The organism is Pseudomonas sp. NY15435 (assembly GCF_048068295.1).
Classification (GTDB): Bacteria; Pseudomonadota; Gammaproteobacteria; order Pseudomonadales; family Pseudomonadaceae; genus Pseudomonas.
On sequence record NZ_JBLUQA010000003.1, the window covers coordinates 192194 to 218700 of the forward strand.

The 26507-nt window shown below is 65.4% G+C and carries 28 protein-coding genes; 3 read left to right on the forward strand and 25 right to left on the reverse strand.

Annotated features, from left to right (window positions below):
• Positions 1–34: 34 nt before the first annotated feature.
• The 13 genes from ACNFH5_RS08125 to ACNFH5_RS08185 all read right to left on the reverse strand — a co-directional run bounded on the left by ACNFH5_RS08125 (position 35) and on the right by ACNFH5_RS08185 (position 11086).
• Positions 35–1294 (reverse strand): TPM domain-containing protein, encoded by a 1260-nt coding sequence (locus ACNFH5_RS08125; RefSeq protein WP_416745116.1) that lies wholly within the window; start codon positions 1292–1294, stop codon positions 35–37.
• A gap of 105 nt (positions 1295–1399) precedes the next feature.
• Positions 1400–2536 (reverse strand): flagellar biosynthesis protein FlhB, encoded by a 1137-nt coding sequence (gene flhB, locus ACNFH5_RS08130; protein ID WP_416745117.1) that lies wholly within the window; start codon positions 2534–2536, stop codon positions 1400–1402.
• Complete coding sequence (gene fliR / locus ACNFH5_RS08135) at positions 2536–3312, reverse strand: flagellar biosynthetic protein FliR (protein WP_416745118.1); 777 nt, start codon at positions 3310–3312, stop codon at positions 2536–2538. Before fliR ends, flhB begins: the two co-directional genes overlap by 1 nt.
• Entirely contained in the window at positions 3312–3581 is a 270-nt protein-coding gene (gene fliQ, locus ACNFH5_RS08140; RefSeq protein WP_416745119.1) for a flagellar biosynthesis protein FliQ, read from the reverse strand. The genes fliR and fliQ overlap by 1 nt, the downstream gene beginning before the upstream one ends.
• A 106-nt stretch (positions 3582–3687) precedes the next feature.
• Complete coding sequence (gene fliP / locus ACNFH5_RS08145) at positions 3688–4398, reverse strand: flagellar type III secretion system pore protein FliP (protein WP_416745634.1); 711 nt, start codon at positions 4396–4398, stop codon at positions 3688–3690.
• Positions 4399–4475: 77 nt separating this feature from the next.
• A complete protein-coding gene (gene fliO, locus ACNFH5_RS08150) occupies positions 4476–4955 on the reverse strand; it encodes a flagellar biosynthetic protein FliO (RefSeq protein ID WP_416745120.1) in 480 nt (159 codons plus the stop codon).
• A gap of 1 nt (position 4956) precedes the next feature.
• Positions 4957–5424, reverse strand: coding sequence for a flagellar motor switch protein FliN (gene fliN, locus ACNFH5_RS08155; protein ID WP_024764960.1), 468 nt, complete (start codon positions 5422–5424; stop codon positions 4957–4959).
• A gap of 22 nt (positions 5425–5446) precedes the next feature.
• Positions 5447–6418: a flagellar motor switch protein FliM gene (fliM, locus tag ACNFH5_RS08160; protein WP_416745121.1), complete on the reverse strand. Its 972-nt coding sequence runs from the start codon at positions 6416–6418 to the stop codon at positions 5447–5449.
• A 9-nt stretch (positions 6419–6427) separates the two neighbouring features.
• Positions 6428–6949 (reverse strand): flagellar basal body-associated protein FliL, encoded by a 522-nt coding sequence (gene fliL, locus ACNFH5_RS08165; protein ID WP_416745122.1) that lies wholly within the window; start codon positions 6947–6949, stop codon positions 6428–6430.
• A 342-nt stretch (positions 6950–7291) separates the two neighbouring features.
• Entirely contained in the window at positions 7292–8596 is a 1305-nt protein-coding gene (locus tag ACNFH5_RS08170) for a flagellar hook-length control protein FliK (RefSeq protein WP_416745123.1), read from the reverse strand.
• A gap of 66 nt (positions 8597–8662) precedes the next feature.
• Positions 8663–9004, reverse strand: a complete 342-nt coding sequence (locus ACNFH5_RS08175; protein ID WP_416745124.1) for an Hpt domain-containing protein — start codon at positions 9002–9004, stop codon at positions 8663–8665.
• A 55-nt stretch (positions 9005–9059) separates the two neighbouring features.
• Complete coding sequence (locus ACNFH5_RS08180; RefSeq protein ID WP_416745125.1) at positions 9060–10757, reverse strand: ATP-binding SpoIIE family protein phosphatase; 1698 nt, start codon at positions 10755–10757, stop codon at positions 9060–9062.
• 23 nt (positions 10758–10780) lie between these two features.
• A complete protein-coding gene (locus ACNFH5_RS08185; RefSeq protein WP_416745126.1) occupies positions 10781–11086 on the reverse strand; it encodes an STAS domain-containing protein in 306 nt (101 codons plus the stop codon).
• Between the two features lie 250 nt (positions 11087–11336).
• On the opposite strand from ACNFH5_RS08185, the gene ACNFH5_RS08190 reads away from it, so the two are divergent.
• The 3 genes from ACNFH5_RS08190 (at position 11337) to ACNFH5_RS08200 (ending at position 13780) form a co-directional block, all read left to right on the forward strand.
• A complete protein-coding gene (locus ACNFH5_RS08190; RefSeq protein ID WP_416745127.1) occupies positions 11337–12053 on the forward strand; it encodes a TorF family putative porin in 717 nt (238 codons plus the stop codon).
• 256 nt (positions 12054–12309) lie between these two features.
• Entirely contained in the window at positions 12310–13110 is an 801-nt protein-coding gene (locus ACNFH5_RS08195; RefSeq protein WP_416745128.1) for an AraC family transcriptional regulator, read from the forward strand.
• A gap of 49 nt (positions 13111–13159) precedes the next feature.
• Positions 13160–13780 carry a LysE family translocator gene (locus tag ACNFH5_RS08200; protein WP_416745129.1) on the forward strand — a complete coding sequence of 207 codons (621 nt, stop codon included), beginning with the start codon at positions 13160–13162 and terminating at the stop codon, positions 13778–13780.
• Here ACNFH5_RS08200 and ACNFH5_RS08205 read toward each other — a convergent pair.
• From ACNFH5_RS08205 to fliT, 12 genes are all read right to left on the reverse strand, one after another.
• On the reverse strand, positions 13777–14430 hold the full coding sequence (locus ACNFH5_RS08205) for a DUF1345 domain-containing protein (RefSeq protein ID WP_416745130.1): 654 nt from the start codon (positions 14428–14430) through the stop codon (positions 13777–13779). The two genes, ACNFH5_RS08200 and ACNFH5_RS08205, sit on opposite strands and share 4 nt — an antisense overlap.
• Positions 14418–15254 (reverse strand): aminoglycoside phosphotransferase family protein, encoded by an 837-nt coding sequence (locus tag ACNFH5_RS08210; protein ID WP_416745131.1) that lies wholly within the window; start codon positions 15252–15254, stop codon positions 14418–14420. Before ACNFH5_RS08210 ends, ACNFH5_RS08205 begins: the two co-directional genes overlap by 13 nt.
• A gap of 52 nt (positions 15255–15306) precedes the next feature.
• Positions 15307–15750 carry a flagellar export protein FliJ gene (gene fliJ / locus ACNFH5_RS08215; RefSeq protein WP_416745132.1) on the reverse strand — a complete coding sequence of 148 codons (444 nt, stop codon included), beginning with the start codon at positions 15748–15750 and terminating at the stop codon, positions 15307–15309.
• Between the two features lie 88 nt (positions 15751–15838).
• Entirely contained in the window at positions 15839–17194 is a 1356-nt protein-coding gene (gene fliI, locus ACNFH5_RS08220) for a flagellar protein export ATPase FliI (RefSeq protein ID WP_416745133.1), read from the reverse strand.
• On the reverse strand, positions 17184–17981 hold the full coding sequence (gene fliH / locus ACNFH5_RS08225) for a flagellar assembly protein FliH (RefSeq protein ID WP_416745134.1): 798 nt from the start codon (positions 17979–17981) through the stop codon (positions 17184–17186). Before fliH ends, fliI begins: the two co-directional genes overlap by 11 nt.
• Before the next feature lies 1 nt (position 17982).
• Positions 17983–18999, reverse strand: a complete 1017-nt coding sequence (gene fliG, locus ACNFH5_RS08230) for a flagellar motor switch protein FliG (RefSeq protein WP_017520274.1) — start codon at positions 18997–18999, stop codon at positions 17983–17985.
• Positions 18992–20785, reverse strand: a complete 1794-nt coding sequence (gene fliF, locus ACNFH5_RS08235) for a flagellar basal-body MS-ring/collar protein FliF (protein WP_416745135.1) — start codon at positions 20783–20785, stop codon at positions 18992–18994. Before fliF ends, fliG begins: the two co-directional genes overlap by 8 nt.
• Positions 20786–20804: 19 nt before the next feature.
• Positions 20805–21134 (reverse strand): flagellar hook-basal body complex protein FliE, encoded by a 330-nt coding sequence (fliE, locus tag ACNFH5_RS08240; RefSeq protein WP_416745136.1) that lies wholly within the window; start codon positions 21132–21134, stop codon positions 20805–20807.
• A gap of 546 nt (positions 21135–21680) precedes the next feature.
• The gene (fleR, locus tag ACNFH5_RS08245; protein WP_416745137.1) at positions 21681–23099 is read right to left on the reverse strand and encodes a sigma-54-dependent response regulator transcription factor FleR; all 1419 of its coding nucleotides are present in this window, start codon (positions 23097–23099) and stop codon (positions 21681–21683) included.
• 5 nt (positions 23100–23104) lie between these two features.
• Positions 23105–24334 (reverse strand): sensor histidine kinase, encoded by a 1230-nt coding sequence (locus ACNFH5_RS08250; RefSeq protein WP_416745138.1) that lies wholly within the window; start codon positions 24332–24334, stop codon positions 23105–23107.
• A 122-nt stretch (positions 24335–24456) separates the two neighbouring features.
• Positions 24457–25932: a sigma-54 dependent transcriptional regulator gene (locus ACNFH5_RS08255; RefSeq protein ID WP_416745139.1), complete on the reverse strand. Its 1476-nt coding sequence runs from the start codon at positions 25930–25932 to the stop codon at positions 24457–24459.
• 269 nt (positions 25933–26201) lie between these two features.
• A complete protein-coding gene (gene fliT, locus ACNFH5_RS08260; RefSeq protein ID WP_416745140.1) occupies positions 26202–26498 on the reverse strand; it encodes a flagellar protein FliT in 297 nt (98 codons plus the stop codon).
• Between the last annotated feature and the right edge of the window lie 9 nt (positions 26499–26507).

A 26507-nucleotide genomic window follows, 5' to 3' on the forward strand; every position in this document is an offset into this window, starting at 1 on the left:
TTGAAAATCGCCGCAGGGAGCGCGAATCACACCCTCACCAACTGCCGGACGCGCCCCCGCCACCGCTGGAACCGCCGCCGGAACTGCCACTGGAGGAGCCGCCGGACGAACCGCCGCCCGAGCCGGAGCGACCTCCAGCGCCACCCCGCCCGGTGCCGAACACCCATATCCCCGGCAGCCCCATGAAGGGCAGCACCACCAGCCAGTTCAGCGGAGCCGATGGCGCGCCGATAGCCAAACCAAACAGCAGGTACAGGCCGATGAGGACCGCCAGGCGCTTGTAGAAGCCTTTGCGACTGCCCGGCGCGCTGACCGCCTTGCGGCTCTTGCCGGCCTTGATCCCGCCGCGCCATGCATCGCGCATCATCGAGATCAGCAGCCACCAGAGCCCCAATACGAACAGCGCCATGATGGGAGCGGCGAGTGCGTAGACCCACAGGACGCCGCCGAAACGCGGCGTCAGGAAGCCGAGCAGGATGCAGTAGGCGATCAGCCCGAGCACGGTGTAGAACGCCGCCCGCACCGTCCATAGCGCGCCGAAGGTGGCACCGCCGACCAGCAGACAGATCGGCGTCGTTGCCACGGTCGCCAGCCAGTCATTGCCGCCCGCCACCACTGTCACCAGCGCGACGACTGCCGCACAGATCACCAGCGCGCCACGCCAGCCGATACGGCGCGCCGCCAGCAGCGCGCCGCCCACGCCGCCAACAACGAAGGACGCCAGCAGCAGCCAGGCTTCCAGCGGAATGTGCAACGGCTCGGACGCTGGCTCAGGCAGCGTATCGCCGTCGACCAGCCCGATCAGCGCATCCACCGCCGCGTCGATACCACCCGCGTAATCGCCCTCGCGGAAAGCCGGCGCCATGCGCTCGCGGATGATGCGCCCGGCCAGCACGTCGGGGATCGCGCCTTCCAGGCCATAGCCGACCTCGATGCGCATCAGATGGTCGTCCTTCGCTACGACCACCAGCACGCCATCGTCGATGCCCTTGCGGCCGAGCTTCCACACGTTGAACAGTTTGTTGGCGAAGGCCTCGATGCCCATCTTGCCGACCGTGGGTAGCATCACCACGGCAATCTGTGCGCCGCGCCGGTCTTCCAGGGCCTTGAGCTTGTCGATCAGGTGCGCCTTGGCGGAGGAGTCGAGAGTGCCGGTGACATCGACCACGCGTTCGCCCAACGGCAGCAGGACTTCGCCTTCGGCACCCGCCGCCGCCCAGACGTGCTGGGAGCAGAACAGGTAGAGCAGAAACCAGAGCGTCGAGCGCCAGCCGGCGGAGAATCCATGAAGCATCGAAGTGTCCCTTCGCGATCCTTGCAGCCGGAGCATGCTGCCCGGCCATGAACCGTCCATGCTACTGCGCTCGGAAGGGCGAGATACAGCAGACGCGGTCCGGAATCACTCGTCGCGGCGTAAATCCGGCGGAATTGGCAGATCCGGCATCGGCCCCGGGCGCTTGCCCTTGCCGGCGCGGTACTGCTTGAGCTGATAGACGTAGGCCAGCACCTGGGCCACGGCGAGGTAAAGGCCCGCGGGAATCTCGTGGTCGAGTTCGGTGGAGTAGTACACCGCCCGCGCCAGCGCCGGCGACTCGAGCACCGTGACCTTGTGCTCCTGGGCGATCTCGCGGATCTTCAGCGCCATGAAGTCGTTGCCCTTGGCCAGCAACTTCGGCGCCCCGCCCTTCTCCGCGTCGTATTGCAGGGCCACGGCGAAGTGCGTCGGGTTGGTGATCACCACGTCGGCCTGGGGTACGGCCTGCATCATCCGCCGGTTGGCCATCTCGCGCTGCATCTGGCGGACCTTGGCCTTGACCTCCGGCTTGCCCTCGGAGTCCTTGTACTCGTCCTTCACTTCCTGCTTGGTCATCATCAGCTTCTTGCGGTTGTCCCAGAGCTGGAAGGGGACGTCCGCCGCGGCGATGAAGATGATGCTGCAGGCCAGCCAGAAGGCACTCCAGCCCACGACCTTGGCGCTGTGCACCATGGCCTGTTCGAGCGGCTCGCGCCCCATGCCCAGAAGGTCGTCCTGGTCGGACTTGAGCACCAGGATCGCCACGATCAGAACCAGTACGAACTTCGCCAGGGCCTTGAGCAACTCAGTCACCGAGCGCACCGAGAACATGCGCTTGATGCCTGCCAGCGGGTTGAGCCGGCTGAACTTGGGCGCCAGCGCCTCGGCGGAGAACAGCCAGCCACCGAGCGCAACCGGACCGACCAACGCCGCGACGAGCAGCACCGCGAGGATCGGCCAGACCGCATCGGCGCCGATCTTGCCACCGGCAATCAGCAGGTTGAGCATGCTCTCGCTGTTCATCACCGTCGCGCGGTCCAGCTCGAAGCTGCCGCGCATCAGGCGCATCAGCGCATCGGCCAGGCTCGCGCCGAACATCAGCAGGGCTCCGGCGCCGGCCAGCAGCACGGCGAGGGTATTCAGCTCCTTGGACCTGGGTAGCTGCCCTTTCTCGCGCGCGTCGCGGCGCCGTTTCTCTGTAGGTTCCTCTGTCTTGTCTTCGCTACTGTCGTTCTCGGCCATCAGCGGGCCCCCACGAGTTCGCGCAACAGTCGCAGGCCCTCACTGGCCAGGGACTGGTACTGGGTCAGAATGTCGGCACTGCCGATCCAGACGATGACGAAGCCCATCACCAGGGTCAGCGGGAAGCCGATGGAGAAGATGTTCAGCTGCGGCGCGGCGCGGGTCATGGCGCCAAACGCCAGGTTGACCACCAACAAGGCGGTGATCGCCGGCAAGGCGATCATCAGGCCGGCGCCCAGGACCCAGCCGAGCTTGCCGGCCACGGTGATGAAATGGTTGCTCGACAGCCCCTCGCCCACCGGCAAGGTGTTGAAGCTTTCCGCGAGCACCTCGAACACCACCAGGTGGCCGTTCATGGAGAGGAACAGCAGAGTCACCAGCATGGTGAAGAACTGCCCCAGCACCGGTACCGAGATGCCGTTGGTGGGATCGACCATGGAGGCGAAGCCCAGGCCCATCTGCATGGAGATGATCTGCCCGGAAATGACGAAGGCGTGGAACATCAGCTGCAGGACGAAGCCGAGCATGGCGCCGACGAGGATTTCCTGGGCGATGTAGACCATCGCCTTGAGGCTGAGCGCATCCACCTGCGGCATCGCCGGCAGGTTCGGCACCAGCGCCACGGCGATGGCAACCGACAGGTAGAGGCGGACACGTGTCGGCACCAGCTGGGTGCCGATGATCGGCATCACCATCAGCAACGCGGCAATGCGGAACAGCGGGAACAGGAAGGCCCCGATCCAGCCGCCGATCTGCGCGTTGCTGAGCTCGAGCATCAGCCGATCAGCGTCGGGATGCTGGTGATCAGCGACTGGGTGTATTCCATCAGCTGCCGCAGCAGCCAGGGGCCCAGTACGATGAGGGTAAGCAGCACCACCAGCAGGCGCGGCAGGAAGCTCAGGGTCTGTTCGTTGATCTGCGTGGCGGCCTGGAACATCGCCACGATCAGGCCCACCAGCAGACTGGGCAGCACCAGGATGCCGACGATCATCGCCGTCAGCCAGAGCGCTTCGCGAAACAGGTCTACGGCGACTTCGGGGGTCATGGTCGGTCCTCTTTCGCAGCAGCCTGCAGGAGCGAGCTTGCTCGCGAAGCTTTTGTGCCATTCCGGTTCGCGAGCAAGCTCGCTCCTACAAGAGCAGAGAGCATCGCTAGACCGTCCCGAAACTGCCGGCGAGCGTGCCGATGATCAAGGCCCAGCCGTCCACCAGGACGAACAGCATGATCTTGAACGGCAACGAGATGATCAGCGGCGAGAGCATCATCATGCCCATCGCCATCAGTACGCTGGACACCACCAGGTCGATGATCAGGAACGGAATGAAGATCATGAAACCGATCTGGAAAGCCGTCTTCAACTCCGAGGTGACGAACGCCGGCACCAGGATGGTCAGGGGCGTGGCGTCGGCGCTGGCGATGTCGGTGCGCTTGGACAGCCGCACGAACAGCTCCAGGTCCGATTGCCGGGTTTGCGCCAGCATGAAGGCCTTGAGCGGCACCTCGGCGCGGGTGATCGCTTCCTGCGCGGGGATCTGTTCGCTCAGGTAAGGCTGCAGCGCGGTGCTGTTGATCTTGTCGAACACCGGCGCCATCACGAACAGCGTCAGGAACATGGCCAGGCCGATCAGCACCTGGTTCGACGGCGTGCTCTGCAGGCCCAGCGCCTGGCGCAGGATGGAGAAGACGATGATGATCCGGGTGAAGCTGGTCATCAGCATGACGAACGCCGGAATGAAGCTCAGCGCAGTCATGATCAGCAGAATCTGCAGGCTGACCGAATACTCCTGCTGACCCTGCGGATTGGTGGTCACGGTGATCGCCGTCAGCTGCGTCGGATCGGCGGCGAAGGCCTGTGGCGCCATCAGCGCCAGCAGGCCCAGGAGCAGCGGCGCGACTGCCTTGAGCGCACCGATCAGAGCGGAGAGGTTCGGCGAACGGGTCACTGCGGGCGGCCCTTGTCCTTGTTCAGCAATTCCAGCAGGCGCTGGGCGAATTCCGGCTGCGCCGGCTCCGATTCGGCGGCATGCACCGGCTGGCGCATGACGTGCAGCGGGGTGATGCGACCAGGTGTCAGGCCCAGCAGCACCTGTTCCTCGCCCACCTGCACCAGCACCAGCCGATCACGCGGGCCGAGCGCCTGGCTGGAGATCAGGCGGATCGCCTGGTTGCCACGCGGCACAACCTGTTGCACGCGGCGCACCAGCCAGGCCAGCAGGAAGATCAGGCCAACCACCAGCACCAGGCCCAACAGCAGCTGCATCAGCTGCGCGCCGGCGCTGCCGGTAATGAGGCTCGGCGTGGAGCTGGCATGGACAATGGCCGGATTGGACGCCGGCGCCTTGGCGGCTTCTTCGGCCATGGCCAGGAGGGACAGCCCTGCCAGCGGCAGGACGGACAGCTTCGCGAGCAGGCGGGCCATGTCAGCGCAGCTTCTTGATGCGTTCGCTGGGGCTGATCACGTCGGTGAGGCGGATGCCGAACTTCTCGTTCACCACCACCACTTCGCCGTGGGCGATCAGGGTGCCGTTGACCAGCACGTCCAGCGGTTCGCCGGCCAGCCGATCGAGCTCGATCACCGAGCCCTGGTTGAGTTGCAGCAGGTTGCGAATGCTGATGTCGGTATGGCCGACCTCCATGGAGATGGTCACCGGAATGTCCAGGATCACGTCCAGGTTCGGGCCTTCGAGGCCAGCGATGGTCGGCGCCTTGGGCGCCATGCCGAACTCTTCCATCGGTGCGCGCGGTGCGGCGGGGACAGCCGGAGCCGCGGCGCCGGCCATCATCGCGTCGATGTCGTCCTGGTTGGCGTCACCCGATTCGGAGAGCGCCGCGGCCCACTCGTCGGCCAGTGCCTGTTCTTCGGGAGTCACGTTTTCTTCGTCTGACATGGTGGGTCCTCTTGGGATTCGCTCAGCGCGGGCGCACGAGCGGATCGAGAATCTGCAAGGCCAGGTTGCCCTTGTGCGAACCCAGCTTGACCTTGAAGGAAGGCACGCCGTTGGCGCGCATGATCATGTGCTCGGGCAGCTCCACCGGGATCACGTCGCCCGGCTGCATGTGCAGGATGTCCCGCAGCTTGAGCTGGCGACGCACGACGGTGGCACCTACCGGCACGTTGACATCGAGGATGTCCTCGCGCAGGGCGTTGATCCAGCGCTCGTCCTGGTCGTCCACGTCGGACTGGAAACCGGCGTCGAGCATCTCGCGGATGGGCTCGATCATCGCGTATGGCAGGGTGATGTGCAGGTCGCCGCCGCCGCCGTCCAGTTCGATGTGGAAGGTGGAGACCACCACCACTTCGCTGGGGCTGACGATGTTGGCCATCGCCGGGTTCACTTCGGAGTTCACGTACTCGAAGGTGATCGGCATTACCGCGTGCCAGGCCTCGGCGAGGTCGACGAAGGCCTGTTCGATGACCATGCGCACCACGCGCAGCTCGGTGGGGGTGAACTCGCGGCCCTCGATCTTGGCGTGACGACCGTCACCGCCGAAGAAGTTGTCCACCAGCTTGAACACCAGCTTGGCGTCGAGGATGAACAGCGCGGTGCCGCGCAGCGGCTTCATCTTCACCAGGTTGAGGCTGGTGGGCACGTACAGCGAATGCACGTATTCGCCGAATTTCATCACCTGCACGCCGCCCACGGCGACATCCGCCGAGCGGCGCAGCAGATTGAACATGCTGATGCGGGTATAACGGGCGAAACGCTCGTTGATCATCTCCAGGGTCGGCATGCGGCCCCGGACGATGCGGTCCTGACTGGTCAGGTCGTAGGACTTGATCGCCCCCGGCTCGACGTCGGACTCGGTTTCCACCAGGCCGTCGTCGACGCCGTGCAACAGCGCGTCGATCTCGTCCTGGGAAAGTAGATCCTGCATGGCCATGGCGGGTACCTACTGCAATACGAAATTGGTGAAAAGCACTTGCTCCACGGTCAACTGACCGGTCGCCTTCTTCGCCAGTTCCTGAAGACTGGAAGTCGCCTGCTGACGCAGCATTTCCTTGCCCACCGGCGTTACCAGCGTGTCGAAATTCTGACTGGAGAACAGCATCACCAGTTGATTGCGCACCAGCGGCATCTGCTCGCGCAGCGCGTCCATCTGCGCCTGGTCGCGGCCCATCAGCGCGACGGCGACCTGAAGATAGCGCTGGCGGCCGTTCTGATTGAAGTTGACCACGAAGGACGGCGCGAGAATCTCGTAGATCGCCTGCTTCTTGGTCGGCTCGGCGTGTTCCGCGGACTTGGCTTCGGCTTCCGCGGGCTTGGCGCTCTTGTGCAGGAAGAACCAGGTACCGCCCACCGACGCGCCCACCGCCAGGAGAAAGGCCAGCACGATGATGATGATGAGCTTCAGCTTGCCCTTGCCGGGCGCCTGGCCATCGGGGAGAGAAGGCGTCTGTTCTTTCTTGGCCATGCCAATAATCCGTCACATTTGCGGCGCAAAGCGCTAATACCAGGGGTAGCAGCAAGGGCTGTGCCAGTTTGGAAGAGTCCTGCTGGCGACGCCGCGGATATTACAGGCTAGACGGAGGATGTCACGGGGAGGTGTAAGAATTTTCCTTGGCGATGGCTGGGATTGGTGTTGAGGCGGTTCGCGAGCAAGCTCGCTCCTACGAAAAGCCGGCTTGGCGTCCGCCCCAGATTGTAGGAGCGAGCTTGCTCGCGAACTGGGGCAGAACGCGGCGCTCGGGCTTATACCCTCTCCCTGAAGGGAGAGGGCTGGGGAGAGGGTTCTTTCAAGCCCCTCAACTCCCGATCACGCATAGTAATCCACCAATCCCCTGCCCTGCGCCGCCGTCTGCGGGCGGATCTCGGACACACCACTGATCATCGGCTCGTCGTCACCGCTGCCGGACCCCGCCACGCTCCGCGAGCTGTCCCGGCCGTCGCCCTGCTGCTGTTGCTGCCAGCCACGGGCAGACTGGTCGGAGACGTTCACGTCCAGCTGCATGCCCTGCTGGTTGAACATCTCGCGCAGGCGGTGCTGCTGGCTGTCCAGCGCTTCGCGGACGTTGGCGTTGGCGCTGACGAAATTCACCTGGGTCTGGTCCCCGGTCATGTGGATACGCACTTCCAGGCGGCCAAGGTTGGCCGGGTCCATCTGGATCTCGGCGGACTTGAGGTTCTGCGAGGACATCCACATCACCCGGTCCACCACCTGATCGGTCCAGCCATTCTGCTGCACCGACACCGCCTGGCCAGGCACCAGCGGATTCACCGGCCGGCTGGTCATGGCCTGCGGCGTGTTCAGCGCCTGTGTCAGCGACTCCAGACGCGCAGCGAAGGCCTCGTTGCGCGGCATCTCCGGCTTGGCGTCAGTCTGCACGTCCGCCAGTTGCTGGGTCAGGTCGACGCCATCCTTCAGCGCGCCCTCCGCCAGCTTGCCTTCGGCGCCCTTGGCCGTCGAATCCGCAGTCAGCGCAGAGAGTGCGGCACTCAGATCATGCTTGCCGCCGGCATCCAGTGACTTGTCTCCCGCCTTGGCGCCAGGCTGGCCAGTGAGCTGGGGCTGCTGCACCGACTGCGCCTGGTCGTCAGCACCTACGGCGAGCGTCAGGTTCACCCCCGGAATCTCGTTGAGCTTCTGCAGATCGCCATCGCTGCTGGCATCGGTGAGCTGGCTGGTGCCGGTGCTGACCACCAGCGGCGGCGCCTCGGGCTCCGGAAGCTGGCCAGTCATGCCCAGCATCAGCAGCGGGTCGAGGGTCGCGTCGGGATCGCTCTCGGCCTCCGCCACCTTCTCGTCCGCCTTACCGGCAGCATCAGCCGGCAAGGCCTTGCCGTCCTCGGCAACCTTTGGCTGGTCGGCGGCAGCCGGCGCGGAGGAATCCTTGCTCGCGGTGTCCTTGTCGGCAGCGTCCCGAGGCTTGTCGGTCTTCGCCTTGGCCGGTTTGTCGGCCCGTTCGCTGGCCGCCGGACGCTGCTCCTTGGCATACACGTCGGCGAAGCTGGAACCCTTGTCGCTGTTGCTGTTCGACGAATTCTGGGCAGACCTGGAGAGCGCCGCCTTGGGCCGAGTGTCAGGCGTCGACGTCAATAAAATATCCGGGGCGACAGCCATCGGAGTTCTCCGTTGATGTGAATATCCAACACGGAGATAGCAAGGCGCGGGCCAACTCGAAAAAGGTCAGGGGCGACCAGGCAGCAGCAGGGTGCGAACGATGGTGAATTCGTGTTCGACCTTGCCAATCAAGCTCTGCGCGCCAGCCATGTCGTTGTGCCGCGCGGCCTCTTCCAGGCGCTTGCACAGGCTGCTCAGCACCGAGGCGCCCATGTTGCCGCAGCTGCCCTTGAAGCTGTGCGCAGCGTGTCGCAGGGCCGGCGCATCACTGGCGGCGAAGGCTTCGCTGATGCTGCGCAGGCGCTCCTCGGAGTCGCTGAGGAAGGTTTCCACCAGGAGCGGGTATTCGTCTTCCATGATCGACAGCAAATTGCTCAGCACGGCGCCATCGAGATGCGGCTCGGACATGGGGCACTCCCTGAAGGACGGCTCGCCACCCTGCAGGGAGACAAGAAGGCCCCGATTATGCCTGAGCCGGCCAGAAGAACTCCACGGACACCGCCTTGCCATCGGCCGACCACTGGCAGCGGTCAGACAACTGCCGAACCAGCGTCAAACCGCGCCCGCAGAGACTGCCGGCGGCCTGCTGGGAAGCCAGCACCGCGCCCACGTCGAAACCGTCGCCGCTGTCTTCCACCCGCACCAGCAGCCGCCCGCCATCACCGTGGGGCGCGAGGTCGAGGTGGAAGCGCACGAAGCCGTCGCGCAGGTTGACCAGGCGCTTGCTGCGCTCCTGGTAATAACGGGCGAAGCCGGCGGCGTCGCACTTGAGCGAGGAGTCCAGGCCCATCACGCCGTGCTCCAGTGCGTTGGAGTACAACTCGGCGAGCACGGTATAGAGCGCACCGCCGCGCGGGCGCAGGTCCTGCACTTCCATCAGCAGCTGCAACAGGAAGGGCAGCGGATTGAAGTTGCGCAAGGTCGGCGCGCGGAATTCGAAGCTGGCGGACCAGTCCAGCGGGCTGCTCAGGCCGTTGTCGGAGAACGCCAGCGGCGGGCGCTGCAGCGAATCCTCCGGGACCAGCGCGATCTCCAGCATGCTGACGTCGTCCTGGGCCTCGCCGCGAAACCGCGCCACCGCCGCCTGGATGCCGTCGAACAGGCGCGACGGCGCGTGGCCCTCGCTGAACACCTGCTGCAGGCGCTCTTCACCGAAGGCTTCGCCCGCGGCATTGCGCGCCTCCAGCACGCCATCGGAGAAGAGGAACACCCGGTCGCCCTCCTCCATCGCGTAGACCTCGAAATGGTCGCTGAAGGCCGAGGGATCGAGAATGCCCAGCGGCAGGTGCCGCGACACCAGCGGCTGCAGTTCGCCGCTCTCGTGGCGGTGCAGGTAGCCGTTGGGCAGGCCGCCGTTCCACACCTCCACCAGGCCGCGCTGAAAACTCAGATTGAGCACCGCGGCGCAGCAGAACACGCCTACCGGAAGAATGCGTTTGAGCTTGGCGTTCATCTCGCGAAGGATGTCCGCCATCGGGTAGCCCTTGGCGGTCATGCCATAGAACACCTCGGCCAGGGGCATGGCGCCGATGGCCGCCGGCAAGCCGTGGCCGGTGAAGTCACCGAGCAGCACGTGCATGCCGCCCGAAGGCTTGAACGCCGCCAGCAGCAGGTCGCCGTTGAACAGCGCGAAGGGCGATTGCAGGTAGCGGATGTTCGCCGCGTTGAGGCAGCCCGAGTGCGCCACCTTGTCGAACACCGCCTTGGCCACCCGCTGCTCGTTGAGCAGGTGCTCGTTGTGCCGTGAGATCAGGTCGCGCTGTTCCAGCACCATCCGCTGCAGGTGATGCAGCCGCCCCATGGCGCGGATCTTGGCTTCGAGGATGACGCGGTTGTAGGGCTTGGAGAGGAAGTCATCGCCGCCCGCCTCCAGGCTCTGCACCAGCGCCTCGGGCTCGCTCAGCGACGTGAGGAAGATGATCGGCACCAGTTCCTCGCCGGCCTGCCGGCGAATCCGCCGCGCCGCCTCGAAGCCGTCCATCACCGGCATCAGCGCATCCATCAGCACCAGCTGCGGGCGCTCCTGGGCGAACAGCGCGAGCGCCTCCAGGCCGTTGGCGGCGGTGAGTACGCGATGGCCCTGGCGGCTGACGATGGTCGAGAGCAACAGGCGATCGGCCGCGTTGTCGTCGGCGATCAGGACGGTGAGCAGTTCAGACATGGCCGTTGCCACGGTGCGGCGCGTCAGCTGATCTTGAACAACTGCTCGAAGTTGGAGATCGCCAGCACCTTGCGCACGTCCGGATTGCAGTGCGCCAGGCTGATCTGCGCGTTCTCGCCGCCGGCGTGGTCACGCAGCAGCAGGAGCATGCCCAGGGCCGAACTGTCGAGGTAGGTGGCGCCCTTCAGGTCCACCACGTAGCGCTTGGGCGTGGTCTCGACGCGCTCGTAGGCGTTGCGGAATTCCTGGTGTGCGCCGAAATCGAAGCGTCCCTGGACCACGATGGTGAGCTCCTGCCCGTCAGCGGAGGGAACGGAAGTGATGGCCATGGGATTCTCCTTATCGATCAATGGTCGCGCACGAGCTTGAAGATGTAGCAGTTAGCGGTGACAGCGGCAACCTCGGCGAGCGATGGGAAACCGCCTCGCCAGACCGGTCGAACGGACACCGCCCAGGTCGATTAATGGACCACCGGTCGACACAGCCACGGCGAATGCCTTTACCCTTTTACGCGTGCGACGTAGGGCGAAGGCTCGGAAGAGGCCTTGGAAGGGTCGCACCCGGCAAGAAGGGGGCAGCATGTACAAGTCCATTCTCATCGCGGCCTGCGTGTTGTGCGCGGCTCCGTACGCAGGTGCCCAGGTGATGCAGCGCGAGGTGGGCGATTTCGAGCTCAAGTTCGCCAACTCGCCGACACGCAGCATGGCCCAGGGGCTGGTGCAGCCGGGGCAGGCCAACAGCGCCCAGGGCGGCCTCGACATCACCCACGACAGCGGCTGGTACGTCGGCAGCTGGACCTCGAACCTGGAGCAGGAAAAGCCCCTGGAGATCGACAGCTACGCCGGCTTCAAGCACCCGTTGGCCGACGGCAAGCTGGGCTATGAAGTAGGCACCCTGCGCTACAGCCGTCCGGAACAGCCCGATTACGACAGTCAGGCGCTGTACGGCGGCCTCTCGGTATTCGGCAGCCGTCTCGGCGCAGCCTACAGCGCCCAGGCCGGGCGCAGCACAGCCACGCTGTTCACCGACCTGGGCGTGCAGCAGGACTTTGGCTTCGACGTGACCTTCAAATACTCCACCTACAGCCTTGCCTCCCCTGTAAGCCTGAGCAGCGGCGGCAACGTCAGCGAGTTCGGCGACTGGTCGCTGAACTTCAGTCGCCCCTGGAACGGCATCGACCTGAACTTCTCCTACAGCGGCAGCAGCCTCACCGGTGGCGACTGCAGCGCCTATTCCGGGCACAACGCCTATTGCGATTCGGCGTTCATGTTCAAGGCCTCGCGACCGTTCTTCTGATGTCAGGCTTTGTGCGCACGCCCCAGCCCGGCGCGACAGAATCCACCTGTAGGAGCGAGCTTGCTCGCGAACCTCTCGGCTGCGGAGCTGCGCATGTTCGCGAGCAAGCTCGCTGTTACACAAAGGCGCCGCATGCTTCTGTGCGATGCATGATGGGCAACGCCCGGCAGTCCTGAAATAGTCAATTTCATTCAAGATGGCCGTAGGCGCAGGGTCTACTCTGCCAGTCAACTCACCGTTTACGCAGGCCCCTCCAATGCTGCACCGAGTGAACTGCACCTCTGCCGCCCTGCCCGGCCTGCGCATCGTCGAGATACTCACGCAGCGCAGCTTTCCGCGCCATGCCCACGACGAGTACGGCATCGGCCTGATGCTCGAGGGCGGGCACCGCTCCTGGAGCGGCCGCGGCCAGGTGGAGGCCGGACCGCGCGACATCATCACCGTAAGCCCCAATGAACTGCACGACGGCATTCCCCTGCGCGGTGCACCACGGCGCTGGTGGATGCTCTATGTCGAACCGACACTGCTGGCAGAACTGGCTGGCGGGGAAATGGCCCGTCGCGAGTTCACCCTCCCCGCCATCGCCGACCCGAAACTCGCCCAGCGCATTGCCCGCTTGCTGCAACACCTGCCGGGCGCTTGCGCAGATGAAGCCGGCGAAGGCGTGCTCGACCTGTTCGGCGAGCTGCTCGACGAGCGCACCGACACCAGCGTGGCGGCCCCGTCCAGCCGCGGCGTGGCGCGCATGCTCGAACGGATTCACGACGATCCGCGCAACGCTCCCGCGCTGGCGGAGCTGGCCGGTATCGCCGGGCTGACACCCTACGCGGCGCTACGTCGCTTCCGCCGCGAACTGGGCACCACACCCCACGCCTACCTCCTGCAGTACCGTGTGCGACAGGCCCACAAGGCCATCGGCGAGGGCCGCACGCTGGCCGACGCCGCCCTGCTCGCCGGCTTCGCCGACCAGTCGCATATGACCCGCGCCTTCGCTCGCCAGTTCGGGCTGACGCCGGGGCAATGGCGCTCATCGCTCAGGCAACCGCCAGCTCCCTGAAAACCCAGGCCTCAGGGCCTCGCCTCTTCCACACAGGAAACCCACGGGAATGAACTCAGAATTCCTGCTGACGGCGTTCGTCGTCATCTTGCTGCCCGGCACCGGCGTGCTCTATACCCTGGCCGTTGGCCTCGGTCTTGGCGCCCGCGCGGCAACCCTTGCGGCACTGGGCTGCACGCTGGGCATGCTGCCGCAACTGCTGCTCGCCACGTTCGGCCTGTCAGTGATCCTGCAGGCCAGCGCGACCAGCTTCCAGATCATCCGGGTACTGGGCACCACCTATCTGCTGTTCATCGCCTGGCAGGTGTTTCGCGGCAGCGGCGCCCTGGCGCTGGATTCGGCCAGCAGCCCGCGCAGTACCCCGCAACTGGTGGGCACCGGGCTCTGGCTGAACCTGCTCAATCCCAAGCTCGGGTTGTTCTTCCTGGCCTTTCTGCCGCAGTTCGTCCCGGCCGGCAGCGAGGACGTCCGGCGGCTGTTCCTGATGTTGGGCCTGGCGTTCGCGCTGATGACCTTCGTCGTGTTCATCGGCTACGGTCTGCTGGCCGCCTGGGTGCGCGACCATGTGATCGCCCGCCCCGTCGTGATGAAAGGGATTCGCTGGGGCTTCTCGCTGGCCTTCGTGGTGCTCGCGCTGCGCCTGGCCGCCGAGACGCTGCCGTCTGCCTAGCCACCCAGCCCCGCGCCCATGTTGATCGCCAACCCAAGGATCGCGGTATTGAACAGGAAGCCGATCACCGAATGCGCCAGCACCACCTTGCGCATCGCCCGCGAGGCGATTTCCACGTCGGAGGTCTGCACCGCCACGCTGAGCGTGAAGGAGAAGTAGAAGAAGTCCCAGAAGTCCGGGCTCTGCTCGCCTTCGGGGAAACGCAGCACCGGGTCGCCTTCAGTTGCCGCGTAGAACATCCGCGCATAGTGCATGGCGAACATGGTGCCGATGAGGAACCAGGAGCCAAGCACGGTGCTGGCGGTGAAGGCGTAGCGGGCGAGCTTTTCGCTGTCGTCGGCATGCCCGGCGCTGGCCAGTTCGACCACGATGGCGCCGAGGCTGGCCAGCGCCGCGATGCTGATCAGCACCAGCACCGCCTCGGCGTTCTCGTCCTCGATGCCGGCGATGCGTCGCACCTCCGCCGGGTCGGCGCGCAGGGCCAGCCAGCCGATCAGCAGCACGTAGAGCCAGGCCAGGCAGTTCCAGCCCAGCAGCACCCGGGTCATGGGCGAGAATTTGTAGCAGGCAAGCGCCACCAGCACGCCGACCACGGCGGCGCTGATCAGCCGCGGATGGGCCTGCAGGAAGGCACGGTTCAAGCGCAGCATGCCGTGCGGTCCAATTCGGCAGCGGCCAGGTGGGCCACGCTCAAGTCGCTGTCGGCGAGCATGCCGTCGTCGAGGAACCAGGCGGCGGACAGCCCGGCGAACGCCAGCACCCACTCCAGCAGCCGGCGCCGATCGACGCGCGCGTGCTCGACGATCACGTCCAGCTGGCGCAGGAAGCGCGTGCGCTCGCGCGAGGTTGGCAGGTCCGGGTTGCACAGCAGGTTGGCGTAGTCGAACAGACGCTCGCCGTATAGGCGCTTGGGATCGATGGCGCGCCAGCCGCGCTCCGCGAAATCGAGAATGTTGTCGTGATGGACATCGCCATGTAGCACCGCGCGGTCGTGCTCGCTGGCCAGCAGCGCCTGGGCGGTATCCAGGCAACGCGGGAACAGCCCACCGTAGCGCTGGGCGGCGGGCTCCAGGTCACGGAACCACTCGCGCAGGCTGAGCAGCGGCGGCGGCGGTTGTTCCCGCGGCCAGTGCAGGCGACGTACGACATCGCAGACGATGCGGCTGGCCTCATCGTCCTCGCCGTTGAGCGCCATGTGCATCAGCGACCGTGAGCCCTCGGCGCGCTCCATCAAAATGGTGTCGTCATCGTAGGCATAGACCAGTGCCGCGCCTTCTCCGCACCACCAGTTCATCACCTGCCCGCCGCCCTGCTCATCGATATCCAGCGCGCGCTTGAGCATCGCCGCACGGCCCTGCCAGCGGACCGGCAGAAGATGGCTGCTGGGGGTGATGATGGGATCGCCTTCGGCGGTGAGCCGCCACAGGGAGAAGACGCGCTGGAAATCCACAGGCACTGGAGCGGGAAGCGGCATGGAAAGGTTCCGATCAGGATCTGACTGGAGCCTAGCACGGCCGGCTATCGCCTCAGTCCGCGGAGGGCTTCAGGCGCTGGGCAAATTCGTCCAGCTGCTTCTGCTCGTACTTGTCGGCGGCCAGGCGCGCCTCCTCGCGATAGCGCTCCACCAGCTTGCGCAGACCTTCCAGACGCGCGTACTTCTCCTGCCAGATGACCCGCGCCTTGCCCACGTTGTTCTCGTGGAAGGCCACCGAGCGGTTCTGCTGCTCGACGGCGCCTTCGAGCTGGGACAGGAAGCGCTGGTAGTTGATCAGCCACTGACCACTGACGCCCTGTTGGCCGTTGGTGATCCACTGCTGCTGGTAGTCGAAGCGGTAGCGTTCGAGCTCGGCGAGCTTGCGCTGTGCCTGCTGCAACTGGCCCTGCATCTGACCGAGCTGGCGCGCGGCTTCGCGCTCGGCCTTGAGCGCCATGTCCACCACCGGGGCAAGGCGTTCGGCGCGGCGGTTCACGACATAGTCCTCTGCCGTGCGGCACTCTCCCCAACCCTCGCCCTAAAGGGAGAGGGGGCAAAGCACTCGGCGCTCGGGATGAAGTCCATCACCCGGCCTTGCCGCTGACGACCGCGTCCAGCAGCAGGCGGCTGTCTTCGAGGTTCTGGCTTTCGTCCAGGGCCTGGCGCAGGTACTGGCGCATGATCGGGAAGCGCTGGATGGCCAGGTCGGTTTCCGGATCGCCGCCAGCCACGTAGGCGCCGACGCTAATCAGGTCGCGGCTCTGCTGGTAGCGTGACCACAGTTGCTTGAAACGCTGGGCATCGCGCAGGTGTTCAGGCGTGGTGACCTGGGGCATCACCCGGCTGATGGAGGCTTCGATGTCGATGGCCGGGTAATGGCCTTCCTCAGCCAGCCGGCGCGACAGCACGAAGTGGCCGTCGAGCACACCCCGCGCGGCGTCGGCGATCGGGTCCTGCTGGTCGTCGCCTTCGCTGAGCACGGTATAGAACGCAGTGATCGAGCCACCGCCCTTCTCGCCGTTGCCGGCGCGCTCAACGAGGCGCGGCAGCTTGGCGAACACCGACGGCGGATAACCCTTGGTCGCCGGCGGCTCGCCGATGGCCAGGGCGATCTCGCGCTGGGCCTGGGCGTAACGGGTCAGGGAATCCATCAGCAACAGGACGTTCTTGCCCTTGTCGCGGAAGTATTCGGCGATCCGCGTGCAGTACTGCGCGGCGCGCAGGCGCATCAGCGGTGCGTCATCCGCCGGCGAAGCAACGACCACGGAACGCTTCAGGCCTTCCTCGCCGAGAATGTGCTCGATGAATTCCTTCACCTCGCGGCCCCGTTCGCCGATCAGCCCGACCACGATGATGTCGGCCTTGGTGAACTTGGTCATCATGCCCAGCAACACGGACTTACCCACGCCGGTACCGGCGAACAGGCCCAGGCGCTGGCCGCGGCCGACGGTGAGCAACGAGTTGATCGAACGGATACCGACGTCCATCGGTTCATGGATCGGGTCGCGCGCCAGCGGGTTGATGATCGGGCCATCCATCGGCACCCAGTCCTCGGCGCGCATGCCACCCTTGCCGTCCAGCGCGCGGCCGACGCCATCGAGCACGCGGCCGAGCATGGACATGCCCATGGGCAGGCGGCCGGAATCCGGCAGCGGCACCACGCGGGCGCCGGGGGCGATGCCGACGAGGCTGCCCACCGGCATCAGGTAGATCTTGCTGCCGGCGAAGCCCATGACTTCGGCTTCCACCTGCACCGGGTGGTAGCCGCCGTCGTTGATCACCTGGCAGCGGCTGCCAACGGCGGCCTGCAGGCCCTCGGCCTCCAGTGTCAGACCGACCATGCGCAGCAGGCGGCCTTCCACCACTGGCTGGGTCGGCAGGCTGACAGCGTCGCTGTAGCCCTGTAGACGGCGAGCGAAGCTGACGCGATCAAGACGCATCGGAGCCGCCCTGGTCGGCTTCGAGGTTCACGTGCAGGTCGGGCTCCAGGGCATGGGTCGCCTGGTCGCGCTGCTGCTCGAAAAGCTGCTTCACAGCCTGGGCCAGGCGCGTCTCGACAGTGGCGTCGATGCGCGAATGTTCGGTTTCGATGCGGCAGCCGCCGGGCAGCAGGCCATCGTCCTCGATGATCTTCCAGCTTTCCTCGTGGCGGTCGCGCAGCGCTTTCACCAGTTCGAAGTCCTGCGGGTTGACCTGGATGCGGATGTTGCTGGCGCCCATGGGCAGCAGCTTGAGCGCTTCGCGCAGCACCAGGCGGATCTGGCTGGAGTCGGTGGCCAGCTCGCGCTGTACCACCTGGCGCACCACGTGGGTCACCAGGTTGAGCATGCCCTGTTCGAGCATCTGGTCCTGCTCGGCGATAGGGTCAAGCAGGTGCGACATCAGGGTTTCCAGGTTCTGCAGACGGGGCTGCAGCGCCGCGTCGGCTTCCTGGCGCGCCTTCAACTGGCCGGCGTGGAAGCCGTCCTTCTCGCCGGTGGAGAACCCCTCGTTGTAGGCCTCCTGACGGATCGCCTCGAGTTCGTCGAGCGTCAGCGGCTTGACCTCTTCCTCCGGCACCTCCTCGATCTGCGGCTGCTCCGCAACCTCCGGCTCGGGTTCCGGCTCGGGCTCGGGAGCCGGCCGTGCCGGGTCGAAGCTGGGCAGCGACCAGCGGTCGAAGCCCGCCACGTCGCGCGCGCGGATCAGCTCGCTGAGTTTGTCTTCATCCTTCGCCGGCGGTACCACGTCAGATCATCTCCTCGCCGCCCTTGCCACCCAGCACGATTTCGCCGGACTCGGCCATACGGCGGGCGATGGTGAGGATTTCCTTCTGTGCGCCTTCTACTTCGCTGACGCGCACCGGACCCTTGGCCTCGAGGTCGTCGCGCAGCAGTTCGGCGGCCCGCTTGGACATGTTGCGGAAGATCTTCTCGCGGATCGCCTCGTCCGAGCCCTTGAGGGCCAGCACCAGCACGTCCGAGGACACTTCGCGCAGCAGCGCCTGGATGCCGCGGTCGTCGACATCGGCGAGGTTGTCGAAGACGAACATCAGATCTTCGATCTGGCCCGACAGGTCCTCGTCGACTTCGCGGATGGCGTCCATCAGCGCGCCTTCGACCGAGCTGTCGAGGTAGTTCATGATGTCCGCCGCGCGCTTCACGCCGCCCATGGTGGTGCGAGTGGAGTTGGCGTTGCCGGCGAACTGTTTCTCCAGAATCAGGTTCAGTTCCTTGAGCGCGGACGGCTGCACGGTGTTCAGCGAGGACACGCGCAGGATGATGTCCAGGCGCACCTTGTGGTCGAAGTGGCTGAGCACTTCGCCGGCCTGGTCCGGGTCGAGGTAGGCCACCACGATGGCCTGGATCTGCGGGTGCTCGTAGCGGATCACGTCGGCCACGGCGCGCGGCTCCATCCACTTTAGGCTGTCCAGCCCGCTGGTGTTGCCGCCCAGCAGGATGCGGTCGATGAGGTTGTTCGCCTTGTCCTCGCCCAGGGCCTGGGTGAGCATCTTGCGGATGTAGCTGTCAGCGCCCACGCCCAGGCTGGTCTGGTCGCCGACGATCTCGACGAACTCGCCCATCACCTGCTCGACCTGCTCGCGGTGCACATTGCGCATCTGCGCCATGGCCACGCCGACCTTCTGCACTTCCTTCGGGCCCATGTGGCGCAGCACCTGCGCGGCATCGGTCTCACCCAGGGAGAGCAGGAGGATGGCGGCCTTGTCGACCTTGTTCAGTTTGGCGCTCATGCGGGCTTCACTCATCGGAATTGATCCAGTCCTTCACTACCTGGGCAACGCGCCCCGGGTCCTGGGCGACCAGACTCTTGATCGCATTCAATTGTGCATCGTACCCCTCGGACGGGCTGGGCAGCAGGATGCTGGCCGGGCCGCCGAGGCTCACGCGGTCTTCGGACAGCTCGCCCTCCAGACCGCCCAACTCGCCCAGGCCGCCTTCGCCTGCAGCGCCACCGCCCACCAGGGCCTTGCTCTTGTTGCCCGACAGGTTGTTCAGCACCGGGCGCAGTACCCCCAGCACCAGCACCAGGATGAAGACGATGCCCAGCACCTGCTTGACCACGTCCCAGAACCAGGGCTGCGAGTAGAACGGCGGCGATGCAATTTCATCACCCAGTTCCGGCGCGAAGGGCGCGTTGATTACGCTGACGCTGTCGCCACGGCTGGCGTCATAGCCTACCGCGTCCTGTACCAGGCGGGTGAAGCGACCCAGCTCGTCGGCAGTCCAGGGTTGGTGGCTGACTTCGCCGGTCTTCGGGTCGGCGACCACACGGTCATCCAGCACCACCGCGACGGAAAGCCGGCGCAGGCGACCCTGCTGCTGCTTGGTGTAACTCACCGAGCGGTCCAGCTCGTAGTTGCGGGTGTTCTGCTGACGCTTGTCGGTCGGGTACGGCGCCAGTTCCGGCTTGCCGGTCTTCGGATCGATGATCGTCTGACCGTTGGCGTCCTTCAGCGGTTGACCCGGCGCGACGAAATCCGCGCTGGCGTTCTGGCCGGTGGACTGCGGCGCGCTGGCCGGGCCCGGCGGCTGGTTCGACAGCGCACCCGGCACGCCCTGCGGGCCATTGCTGTTCTGGCGTTCCTCGTTGTTCACCTGCTCGCTGCGCAGGGCCGGCTGGTCCGGGTTGAACGACTCGGAGGTGGACTCCACCGCGCTGAAGTCAACGTCAGCGGACACCTCGGCCTTGTAGCGACCATTACCCAGCACCGGTGCGAGGATGCTGTGCACGCGCTGGGTGAAGTTGGTTTCCATGCGACGGGTGAAGTCGAACTGCTTGCCAGCCATGGTCAGCTCGGAGAGCTCCTGCTGGTCGGAGAGCAGGTTGCCTTTCTGGTCGACCACGGTGACCTGGGATTTATCCAGTTCCGGCACGCTGGTGGCGACCAGGTTGACGATGGCCAGCACCTGGCTCGGCTCCAGGGTGCGCCCCGGATACAGCTCGACCAGCACCGAGGCGCTGGGCTTGCGGTCATCACGGACGAACACCGAGCTCTTGGGGATCGCCAAGTGCACGCGGGCGCCCTTGACGTTGTTCAGGCTGGAGACGGTGCGCGCCAGTTCGCCTTCCAGGCCGCGACGGTAATTGGTCGCTTCCATGAACTGGCTGGTACCCAGCGCCTGTTCCTTGTCGAGAATCTCGAAGCCGACGTTGCTGTCGGTCGGAGCGAGACCGGCACCGGCGACTTTCATGCGCGCACGGCCCAGGTCATCGGCCTTCACCAGCAGCGCGCCAGAGTTGGGCTCGATCTTGTAGCCGATGTCGGCAGCGGACAGCGCCTCGACCACCTTGTTGGCGTCGACGCCGTTGAGGCTGCCGTACAGCGGCTTGTAGTCCGGCTGCTGGGACCACAGGACCATGCCGAAACCGATGGCGATGCTCGCAGCGAGACCGACCAGCAGGCCGACCTGGCGCAGCACCGGCATGTCCGCGAGGTTCTCGAGGAAAGTCAGGCCGAGCAGCGGCTTTTTCGGCGCGTCAGCACCGACCTTGGCCGGGACCTGACTGTCAACAACGGAGGCTTGGGACATTACCTACGATCCTCGCCGCTCAAACCGGCATCTGCATGATGTCCTGATACGCCTGCACGAGCTTGTTGCGTACCTGGGTCATCGCCTGGAAAGAAACACTGGCCTTCTGGGAGGCGATCATCACGTCGGTGAGGTCGACACCCCCCTGCCCCATCTCGAAAGCAGTCGCCATGTCGGAGGCGGCCTGCTGGGTACCGTTCACCTTGTCCACGGCCTGGCCGAGCATCTGCGAGAAGCTCGGCGCACCCGGTTCTACCGGAGCAGCCTGCGTCTTCGCCTTGGCCATGGCCTCCATTTGCATGGAGCGCATTTCCAGCAGCAGACGATTGAACTCGATACCCTGACTCATTACTTACCCCTCCGACTGGCCGCGGTTTTTTGACACTGCGCGGCGCTTTGCAGAGGTGATTGCAACTTGGGTGCCAGGTTTTCGGGGCGTAGGAAAAATACGGAAGACAGCTCTGGAATGCACCTTTCAGAGAAAAAATCGATAGCCCCATCCCCTGCCGAATCCGACGGCGGAAGAATGCTTTTTCTGTAGGAGCGAGCTTGCTCGCGAACGACCCCACCGCAAGACCGGTTCGCGAGCAAGCTCGCTCCTACAAAAGCATTTCCACTTTTGCACCCACACCAGCGAGAAAAGCTCGCATGAATCCAGGCCAAGAGGGTTGTCGGATCGTCGGTCAACTGGCGCCCTGCATCGCGCATCTTCGAGAGCTTGGCGTGCCGAATCCGAAGGCAGAGGAACGTTTTTACTGTAGGAGCGAGCTTGCTCGCGAACGGCCCCGCCGCAAGACCGGTTCGCGAGCAAGCTCGCTCCTACAACTGACCTGAGGACGCCGCCAAGAAAAGGCCCGCACGAATGCGGGCCAAGAGGGGGTTGTTCTGTCACCGATCAGCTGGCGTAGAGATAAGCCTCCACATCCATGCCGGCGTCGCGCATCTGCGCGAGCTTGTAGCGCAGGGTGCGCGGGCTGATGCCCAGGCGCTCGGCGGCTTCCTTGCGGCGGCCGCGCTCGCTGCGCAGGGTGTCGATGATCATCTGGAACTCGCGGCGTTTGAGGTCTTCGCCCAATTGCCCCGCTTCCGCCGAAGCCGGTGACGGAATCTCGACGCTCGCGGGAGCCGGAGCGCCAGGAGACGAGCTCGGCACGGCCGCCAGCGACGGGCGCGGCGCCAGGCCAATGGGGGAAGTCAGGCAAAGGTCAGCCGCCTGGACCCGACCACCCTGCTGTAGGATGAGCGAACGCTGGATGGCGTTGTCCAGTTCGCGCACGTTGCCCGGCCAGGGATGCGCCAGCAAAGCGGCGCGGGCGTCGTCGGCCAGGGTTACCGGCGCATGGTTCATCTTGCGCGCGTACTTGGCCAGCAGGCGTTCGGCCAGCGGCAGGATGTCGGCTGGGCGCTCGCGCAGCGGACGCCAGGCCAGCGGGAAGACCGACAGGCGATAGTAGAGGTCCTCGCGAAAACGCCCGGCGCCCACTTCTCCCAGCAGGTCGCGGTTGGTGGTGGCGAGTACGCGGATATCGAGGCTGATCGGCTTGCGCGCACCGACGCGCTCCACTTCCCGCTCCTGCAGCACGCGCAGCAGCTTGGCCTGCAGGGCCAGCGGCATTTCGGAGATTTCATCGAGCAGAATGGTGCCGCCGTCGGCCAGTTCGAACTTGCCCGGCTGCGCGGCGATGGCGCCGGTGAAGGCACCCTTTTCGTGGCCGAACAGGGTGGCCTCGAGCATGTTGTCCGGGATGGCCGCGCAGTTGATCGCGACGAAGGGTTTGCCAACACGGGGCGACTGCTGGTGAATGTACTGCGCCAGGACTTCCTTGCCGGTACCGGACTCGCCGGAGATCAGCACGGTGGAGTCGCTGCGCGCCACACGGGCGGCCAGCTCCAGCAGTTGCTGGCTGGCCGGCTCCAGGGCCACAGGGCCTTCGCCAACGCTGGCAGATACAGCCCCCAGCGCATGACGCGCCACCAGTTCCAGCAGCGCGCGCGGCTCGAAAGGCTTGACCAGATAATCGGCGGCGCCCTGACGCATCGCGTCCACGGCACGATCGACGGCACCATAGGCGGTCATCAGCAGCACCGGCAGTTGCGGGTAGCGCTTGCGAATCAGACCGAGCAGTTGGTGTCCGTCCATGCCCGGCATGTTGACGTCGCTGATCACCAGGCTGAAGGCGTCCTTCTCCAGCGCCGGCAGCGCGGCCTCGGCGCAATCGACGGCAACGAAGTCGTGCCCGCCGAGCGACAGGGTGTCGGAGAGGGCTTCACGAAGGGCGCGGTCGTCTTCGACCAGCAGGACTTTGGCGGCCATGGAAATCACTCCTCGTGGACGACGGGTTGAGCCAGGATCAGCGGCAGGATCAAGGTGGCGCAGGTGCCGACACCGGGGCGCGAACGCAGGCGCAGCTCGCCCTGATGCGCCTTGGCGACGGCTTTCACCACAGCGAGGCCGAGGCCGGTACCGGTGGTCTTGGTGGTGAAGAAGGGTTCGCCCAGTCGCGCCAGGGTCTCGGCACTCATGCCAGGACCGTTGTCGCTCACAGACAGGCGCAGGCTGTTGCCACGCTGGTACAGGTGCACTTTCAGGCGCACGTCGCGGCCGGCGGCCTGAATGGCGTTTTCCACCAGGTTGAGCACGGTGCCCACCAGGGTGTCGCGGTTGCACAGCAATTCTCCGACGCGGGCATCGCACTGCCAGCGCAGGTTGAGGCCAGCGACATGGGACTCGGCGGCGGCACGCACGCTGGCAAACAGCTGGTTGGGCGCGAGGCGATCCGGCAGCGGCAGCTCGCCACGGGCGAACACCAGCATGTCGCGCACCTGGCTTTCCAACTCGTGCAGGCGCTCCTTGATGCGTCCGGCGAAACGCTGCTGCTGCTCGACCGGCAGCTCGCCCTCGCTCAGGTGGCCGGCGTAAAGCATGGCCGCGGACAACGGGGTACGGATCTGATGAGCCAGGGAGGCGACCATGCGGCCCAGGGCGGACAGGCGTTCGTGGCGAGCGAGCTGGTCCTGCAGGCGACGGGTTTCCGTCAGGTCGTTGAGCAGCACCAGTTGTCCGGGTTCGCCATTCAACGGGCGGATGGCGATGGACACGCGGCGGCCATCGTGCAGGGAAACTTCGTGACCGTCGTCGGCGCGGGGAGCGAAGCTGCGCGAGATGACTTCGCGCCAGAGCATGCCTACCAGCGGCTTGCCCAGCAGGGCCACCGCCACCGGGTTGGCATCACGCACCACGCCCTGGCCGTCGATCATGATGACGCCGCCAGGGAGCACGTCGAGCAGGCTCTGCAGGCGGTTGGCCTGACGCTCCTTCTCCGCCAGCTCCTGCATGCGCTGCGCGCTGACCAGGGCCAATTCGCCCTTCAGCTCGGTAACGCGGGCTTCCAGCAGGCTGTAGGACTGGTTGAGCTGGCTGGACATCTGGCTGAACAGCGCGAAGGTCTGCTCCAGATGGGCACGGCTCTGCTGCTCCGCCGGCACCTGCAGGGGCTCTGCGGGCAACTGGGAAACGAGTTCAGTCTGGCGATTGGTGGCGGGCATCATGCGGGTTTTCCTCATCCGTCCGACGGCGTGAATCTGTCGGTCGGATGAGTCTTAGCAAACCCCGTGCCTAAAATTTACTCGTTATATTTCAATGACTTGAAAAAACGAGTCAGGCGAAGGCGTCAATCCTCCGCCATTTCCTCTTCGCGGCGGCTCATGCCGTACTTGCGCATTTTTTCCACCAGGGTGGTGCGGCGGATGCGCAGACGCTCGGCAGCGCGGGCGACCACGCCGCTGGCGTCGTCCAGCGCCTGTTGGATCAGGCCCTGTTCCAGGTTGGCCAGGTAATCCTTCAGGTCGATGCCCTCAGCCGGCAGCATGGCTGGCGAGTCGAGGCCCGGCAGACCGGCGGTGATCGCCGCGCGCTCTTCCAGCTCCTCGCGCAGGCTGGTCGCCAGTTGCTCGTCTTCGTCGTCGACGTGACGGAATTTCTTCGGCAGCTCGCCCACGCCGATCACGCCGTAGGGATGCATGATCGCCAGGCGCTCGACGAGGTTGGCCAGTTCGCGCACGTTGCCCGGCCAGTCGTGACGGCAGAGCGACATGATGGCGGCGGAGTTGAAGCGGATCGAGCCGCGCTTCTCATGCTCCATGCGTGAGATGAGTTCGTTCATCAGCAGCGGGATGTCCTCCACGCGCTCGCGCAACGGGGCCATCTCGATGGGGAAGACGTTGAGGCGGTAGTACAGGTCTTCGCGGAAGCTGCCGTCCTCGATCATCTTCTCGAGGTTCTTGTGGGTCGCGGCGATGATGCGCACGTCGACGTTCTGCGTCTTGTTGCTACCCACACGCTCGAAGGTGCGTTCCTGCAGCACACGCAGCAGCTTGACCTGCATTGGCAGCGGCATGTCGCCGATCTCGTCGAGGAACAGGGTGCCGCCGTTGGCCAGCTCGAAGCGCCCAGCCCGAGTGGTGATGGCGCCGGTGAAGGCGCCCTTCTCGTGGCCGAACAGTTCGCTTTCCAGCAGCTCCGCCGGGATCGCGCCGCAGTTGACCGGCACGAAGGGCGCGTCGCGGCGCTTGGAGTGATAGTGCAGGTTGCGGGCGACCACTTCCTTGCCGGTACCGGACTCGCCGAGGATCAGCACGCTGGCGTCGGTGTCGGCGACCTGCTGCATCATCTGCCGCACCTGCTGGATGGCACGGCTGGTGCCCACCAGGCTGCGGAACAGGTTGGGTTCGCGCTGGCGACCACGCTCGCGGGCCTGGTCGTACATCTCGCGGTAGACCTGAGCGCGGTGCAGGGAGTCGAGCAGCTTGTTGTAGCTGGGTGGCATCTCAAGGCTGGCCAGTACGCGGCGGCGCAACTCCTCGGGCCATTCGTTGGGTACCGGTTCGCCCATCAGCAGCACGGGCAGGTATTCGTCCCAGGCCGCAAGCTGCTTGAGCAACTCCAGCGCACCGCCCTTGCTCTCCACCGCGCCGACCAGCACGCAGAGCACGTCGCGGCTGCCGTTGGGCAGCGGGTCGACCACCTGGCGCCAGTCACGGCTGCTGCAGGACAGTTGGTCTTCACCCAGGAAGCTGATGATCACCGAGAGGTCCCGGCAACGGTCCTGGTTGTCATCGATCACGAGAATCTTGGTTTCGCGCCACATCTTAGCTTGTCATCCCGGGCTTGAAGGCCGTACTACGGCGGCTGACACGATCCGGCCACAGCACAAATTCCTCGTGCTAGCCAGCATTTGGCCACTAGTTAAGTCAAAATTGTGGCTCGAGTCAAATTTATGGCGTGTTTTTTTTGATGCAGCCCGACGAAGGGTGTTGATCCTCGTCATGGCAATCGAACTGGAGGGTAGTTCGAAGCGCAGAAGGCGGCCACCGGCACCTGACCGATCACCGCCGAACGAGAGCTGATCCGAACGGATCAGCCGAACATCTGGTAAACCTTGGCGCCTTGGCTGGAGCGATGCACGGCGGTCAGCTCCTCGCCAATGGCGCTGCGCTGGGCGGTGCAGACCTGGACCAGCTCAGCATACAGCGCGAGCAGTTGTTCCATGGTGTCGCGCAGTGCCTGCTCGTCACGCTCGGCATCCTGCATGGCCACCTCGACCTGCGCGCGGCATTCCTGATCCAGGTTGCCGATGGCTTCCCAGTCCTGGTTATGCATCGCCTCGCTCAGGGCGGCGCGGGTCTCGTTGAGTTGAAGCATGGCCTGGCTCATGACTGTTCC

Bases quoted from the DNA above. Each gene is read 5' to 3' on its own strand.
- ACNFH5_RS08125 (WP_416745116.1), bottom strand. From the start codon at position 1,294: ATGCTTCATGGATTCTCCGCCGGCTGGCGCTCGACGCTCTGGTTTCTG.
- flhB (WP_416745117.1), bottom strand. From the start codon at position 2,536: ATGGCCGAGAACGACAGTAGCGAAGACAAGACAGAGGAACCTACAGAG.
- fliR (WP_416745118.1), bottom strand. From the start codon at position 3,312: ATGCTCGAGCTCAGCAACGCGCAGATCGGCGGCTGGATCGGGGCCTTC.
- fliQ (WP_416745119.1), bottom strand. From the start codon at position 3,581: ATGACCCCCGAAGTCGCCGTAGACCTGTTTCGCGAAGCGCTCTGGCTG.
- fliP (WP_416745634.1), bottom strand. From the start codon at position 4,398: ATGGCGCCACAGGCCTTCGCCGCCGATCCGACGCAGCTGACGGCGATC.
- fliO (WP_416745120.1), bottom strand. From the start codon at position 4,955: ATGGCCCGCCTGCTCGCGAAGCTGTCCGTCCTGCCGCTGGCAGGGCTG.
- fliN (WP_024764960.1), bottom strand. From the start codon at position 5,424: ATGTCAGACGAAGAAAACGTGACTCCCGAAGAACAGGCACTGGCCGAC.
- fliM (WP_416745121.1), bottom strand. From the start codon at position 6,418: ATGGCCATGCAGGATCTACTTTCCCAGGACGAGATCGACGCGCTGTTG.
- fliL (WP_416745122.1), bottom strand. From the start codon at position 6,949: ATGGCCAAGAAAGAACAGACGCCTTCTCTCCCCGATGGCCAGGCGCCC.
- ACNFH5_RS08170 (WP_416745123.1), bottom strand. From the start codon at position 8,596: ATGGCTGTCGCCCCGGATATTTTATTGACGTCGACGCCTGACACTCGG.
- ACNFH5_RS08175 (WP_416745124.1), bottom strand. From the start codon at position 9,004: ATGTCCGAGCCGCATCTCGATGGCGCCGTGCTGAGCAATTTGCTGTCG.
- ACNFH5_RS08180 (WP_416745125.1), bottom strand. From the start codon at position 10,757: ATGTCTGAACTGCTCACCGTCCTGATCGCCGACGACAACGCGGCCGAT.
- ACNFH5_RS08185 (WP_416745126.1), bottom strand. From the start codon at position 11,086: ATGGCCATCACTTCCGTTCCCTCCGCTGACGGGCAGGAGCTCACCATC.
- ACNFH5_RS08190 (WP_416745127.1), top strand. From the start codon at position 11,337: ATGTACAAGTCCATTCTCATCGCGGCCTGCGTGTTGTGCGCGGCTCCG.
- ACNFH5_RS08195 (WP_416745128.1), top strand. From the start codon at position 12,310: ATGCTGCACCGAGTGAACTGCACCTCTGCCGCCCTGCCCGGCCTGCGC.
- ACNFH5_RS08200 (WP_416745129.1), top strand. From the start codon at position 13,160: ATGAACTCAGAATTCCTGCTGACGGCGTTCGTCGTCATCTTGCTGCCC.
- ACNFH5_RS08205 (WP_416745130.1), bottom strand. From the start codon at position 14,430: ATGCTGCGCTTGAACCGTGCCTTCCTGCAGGCCCATCCGCGGCTGATC.
- ACNFH5_RS08210 (WP_416745131.1), bottom strand. From the start codon at position 15,254: ATGCCGCTTCCCGCTCCAGTGCCTGTGGATTTCCAGCGCGTCTTCTCC.
- fliI (WP_416745133.1), bottom strand. From the start codon at position 17,194: ATGCGTCTTGATCGCGTCAGCTTCGCTCGCCGTCTACAGGGCTACAGC.
- fliG (WP_017520274.1), bottom strand. From the start codon at position 18,999: ATGAGTGAAGCCCGCATGAGCGCCAAACTGAACAAGGTCGACAAGGCC.
- fliF (WP_416745135.1), bottom strand. From the start codon at position 20,785: ATGTCCCAAGCCTCCGTTGTTGACAGTCAGGTCCCGGCCAAGGTCGGT.
- fliE (WP_416745136.1), bottom strand. From the start codon at position 21,134: ATGAGTCAGGGTATCGAGTTCAATCGTCTGCTGCTGGAAATGCGCTCC.
- fleR (WP_416745137.1), bottom strand. From the start codon at position 23,099: ATGGCCGCCAAAGTCCTGCTGGTCGAAGACGACCGCGCCCTTCGTGAA.
- ACNFH5_RS08250 (WP_416745138.1), bottom strand. From the start codon at position 24,334: ATGATGCCCGCCACCAATCGCCAGACTGAACTCGTTTCCCAGTTGCCC.
- ACNFH5_RS08255 (WP_416745139.1), bottom strand. From the start codon at position 25,932: ATGTGGCGCGAAACCAAGATTCTCGTGATCGATGACAACCAGGACCGT.
- fliT (WP_416745140.1), bottom strand. From the start codon at position 26,498: ATGAGCCAGGCCATGCTTCAACTCAACGAGACCCGCGCCGCCCTGAGC.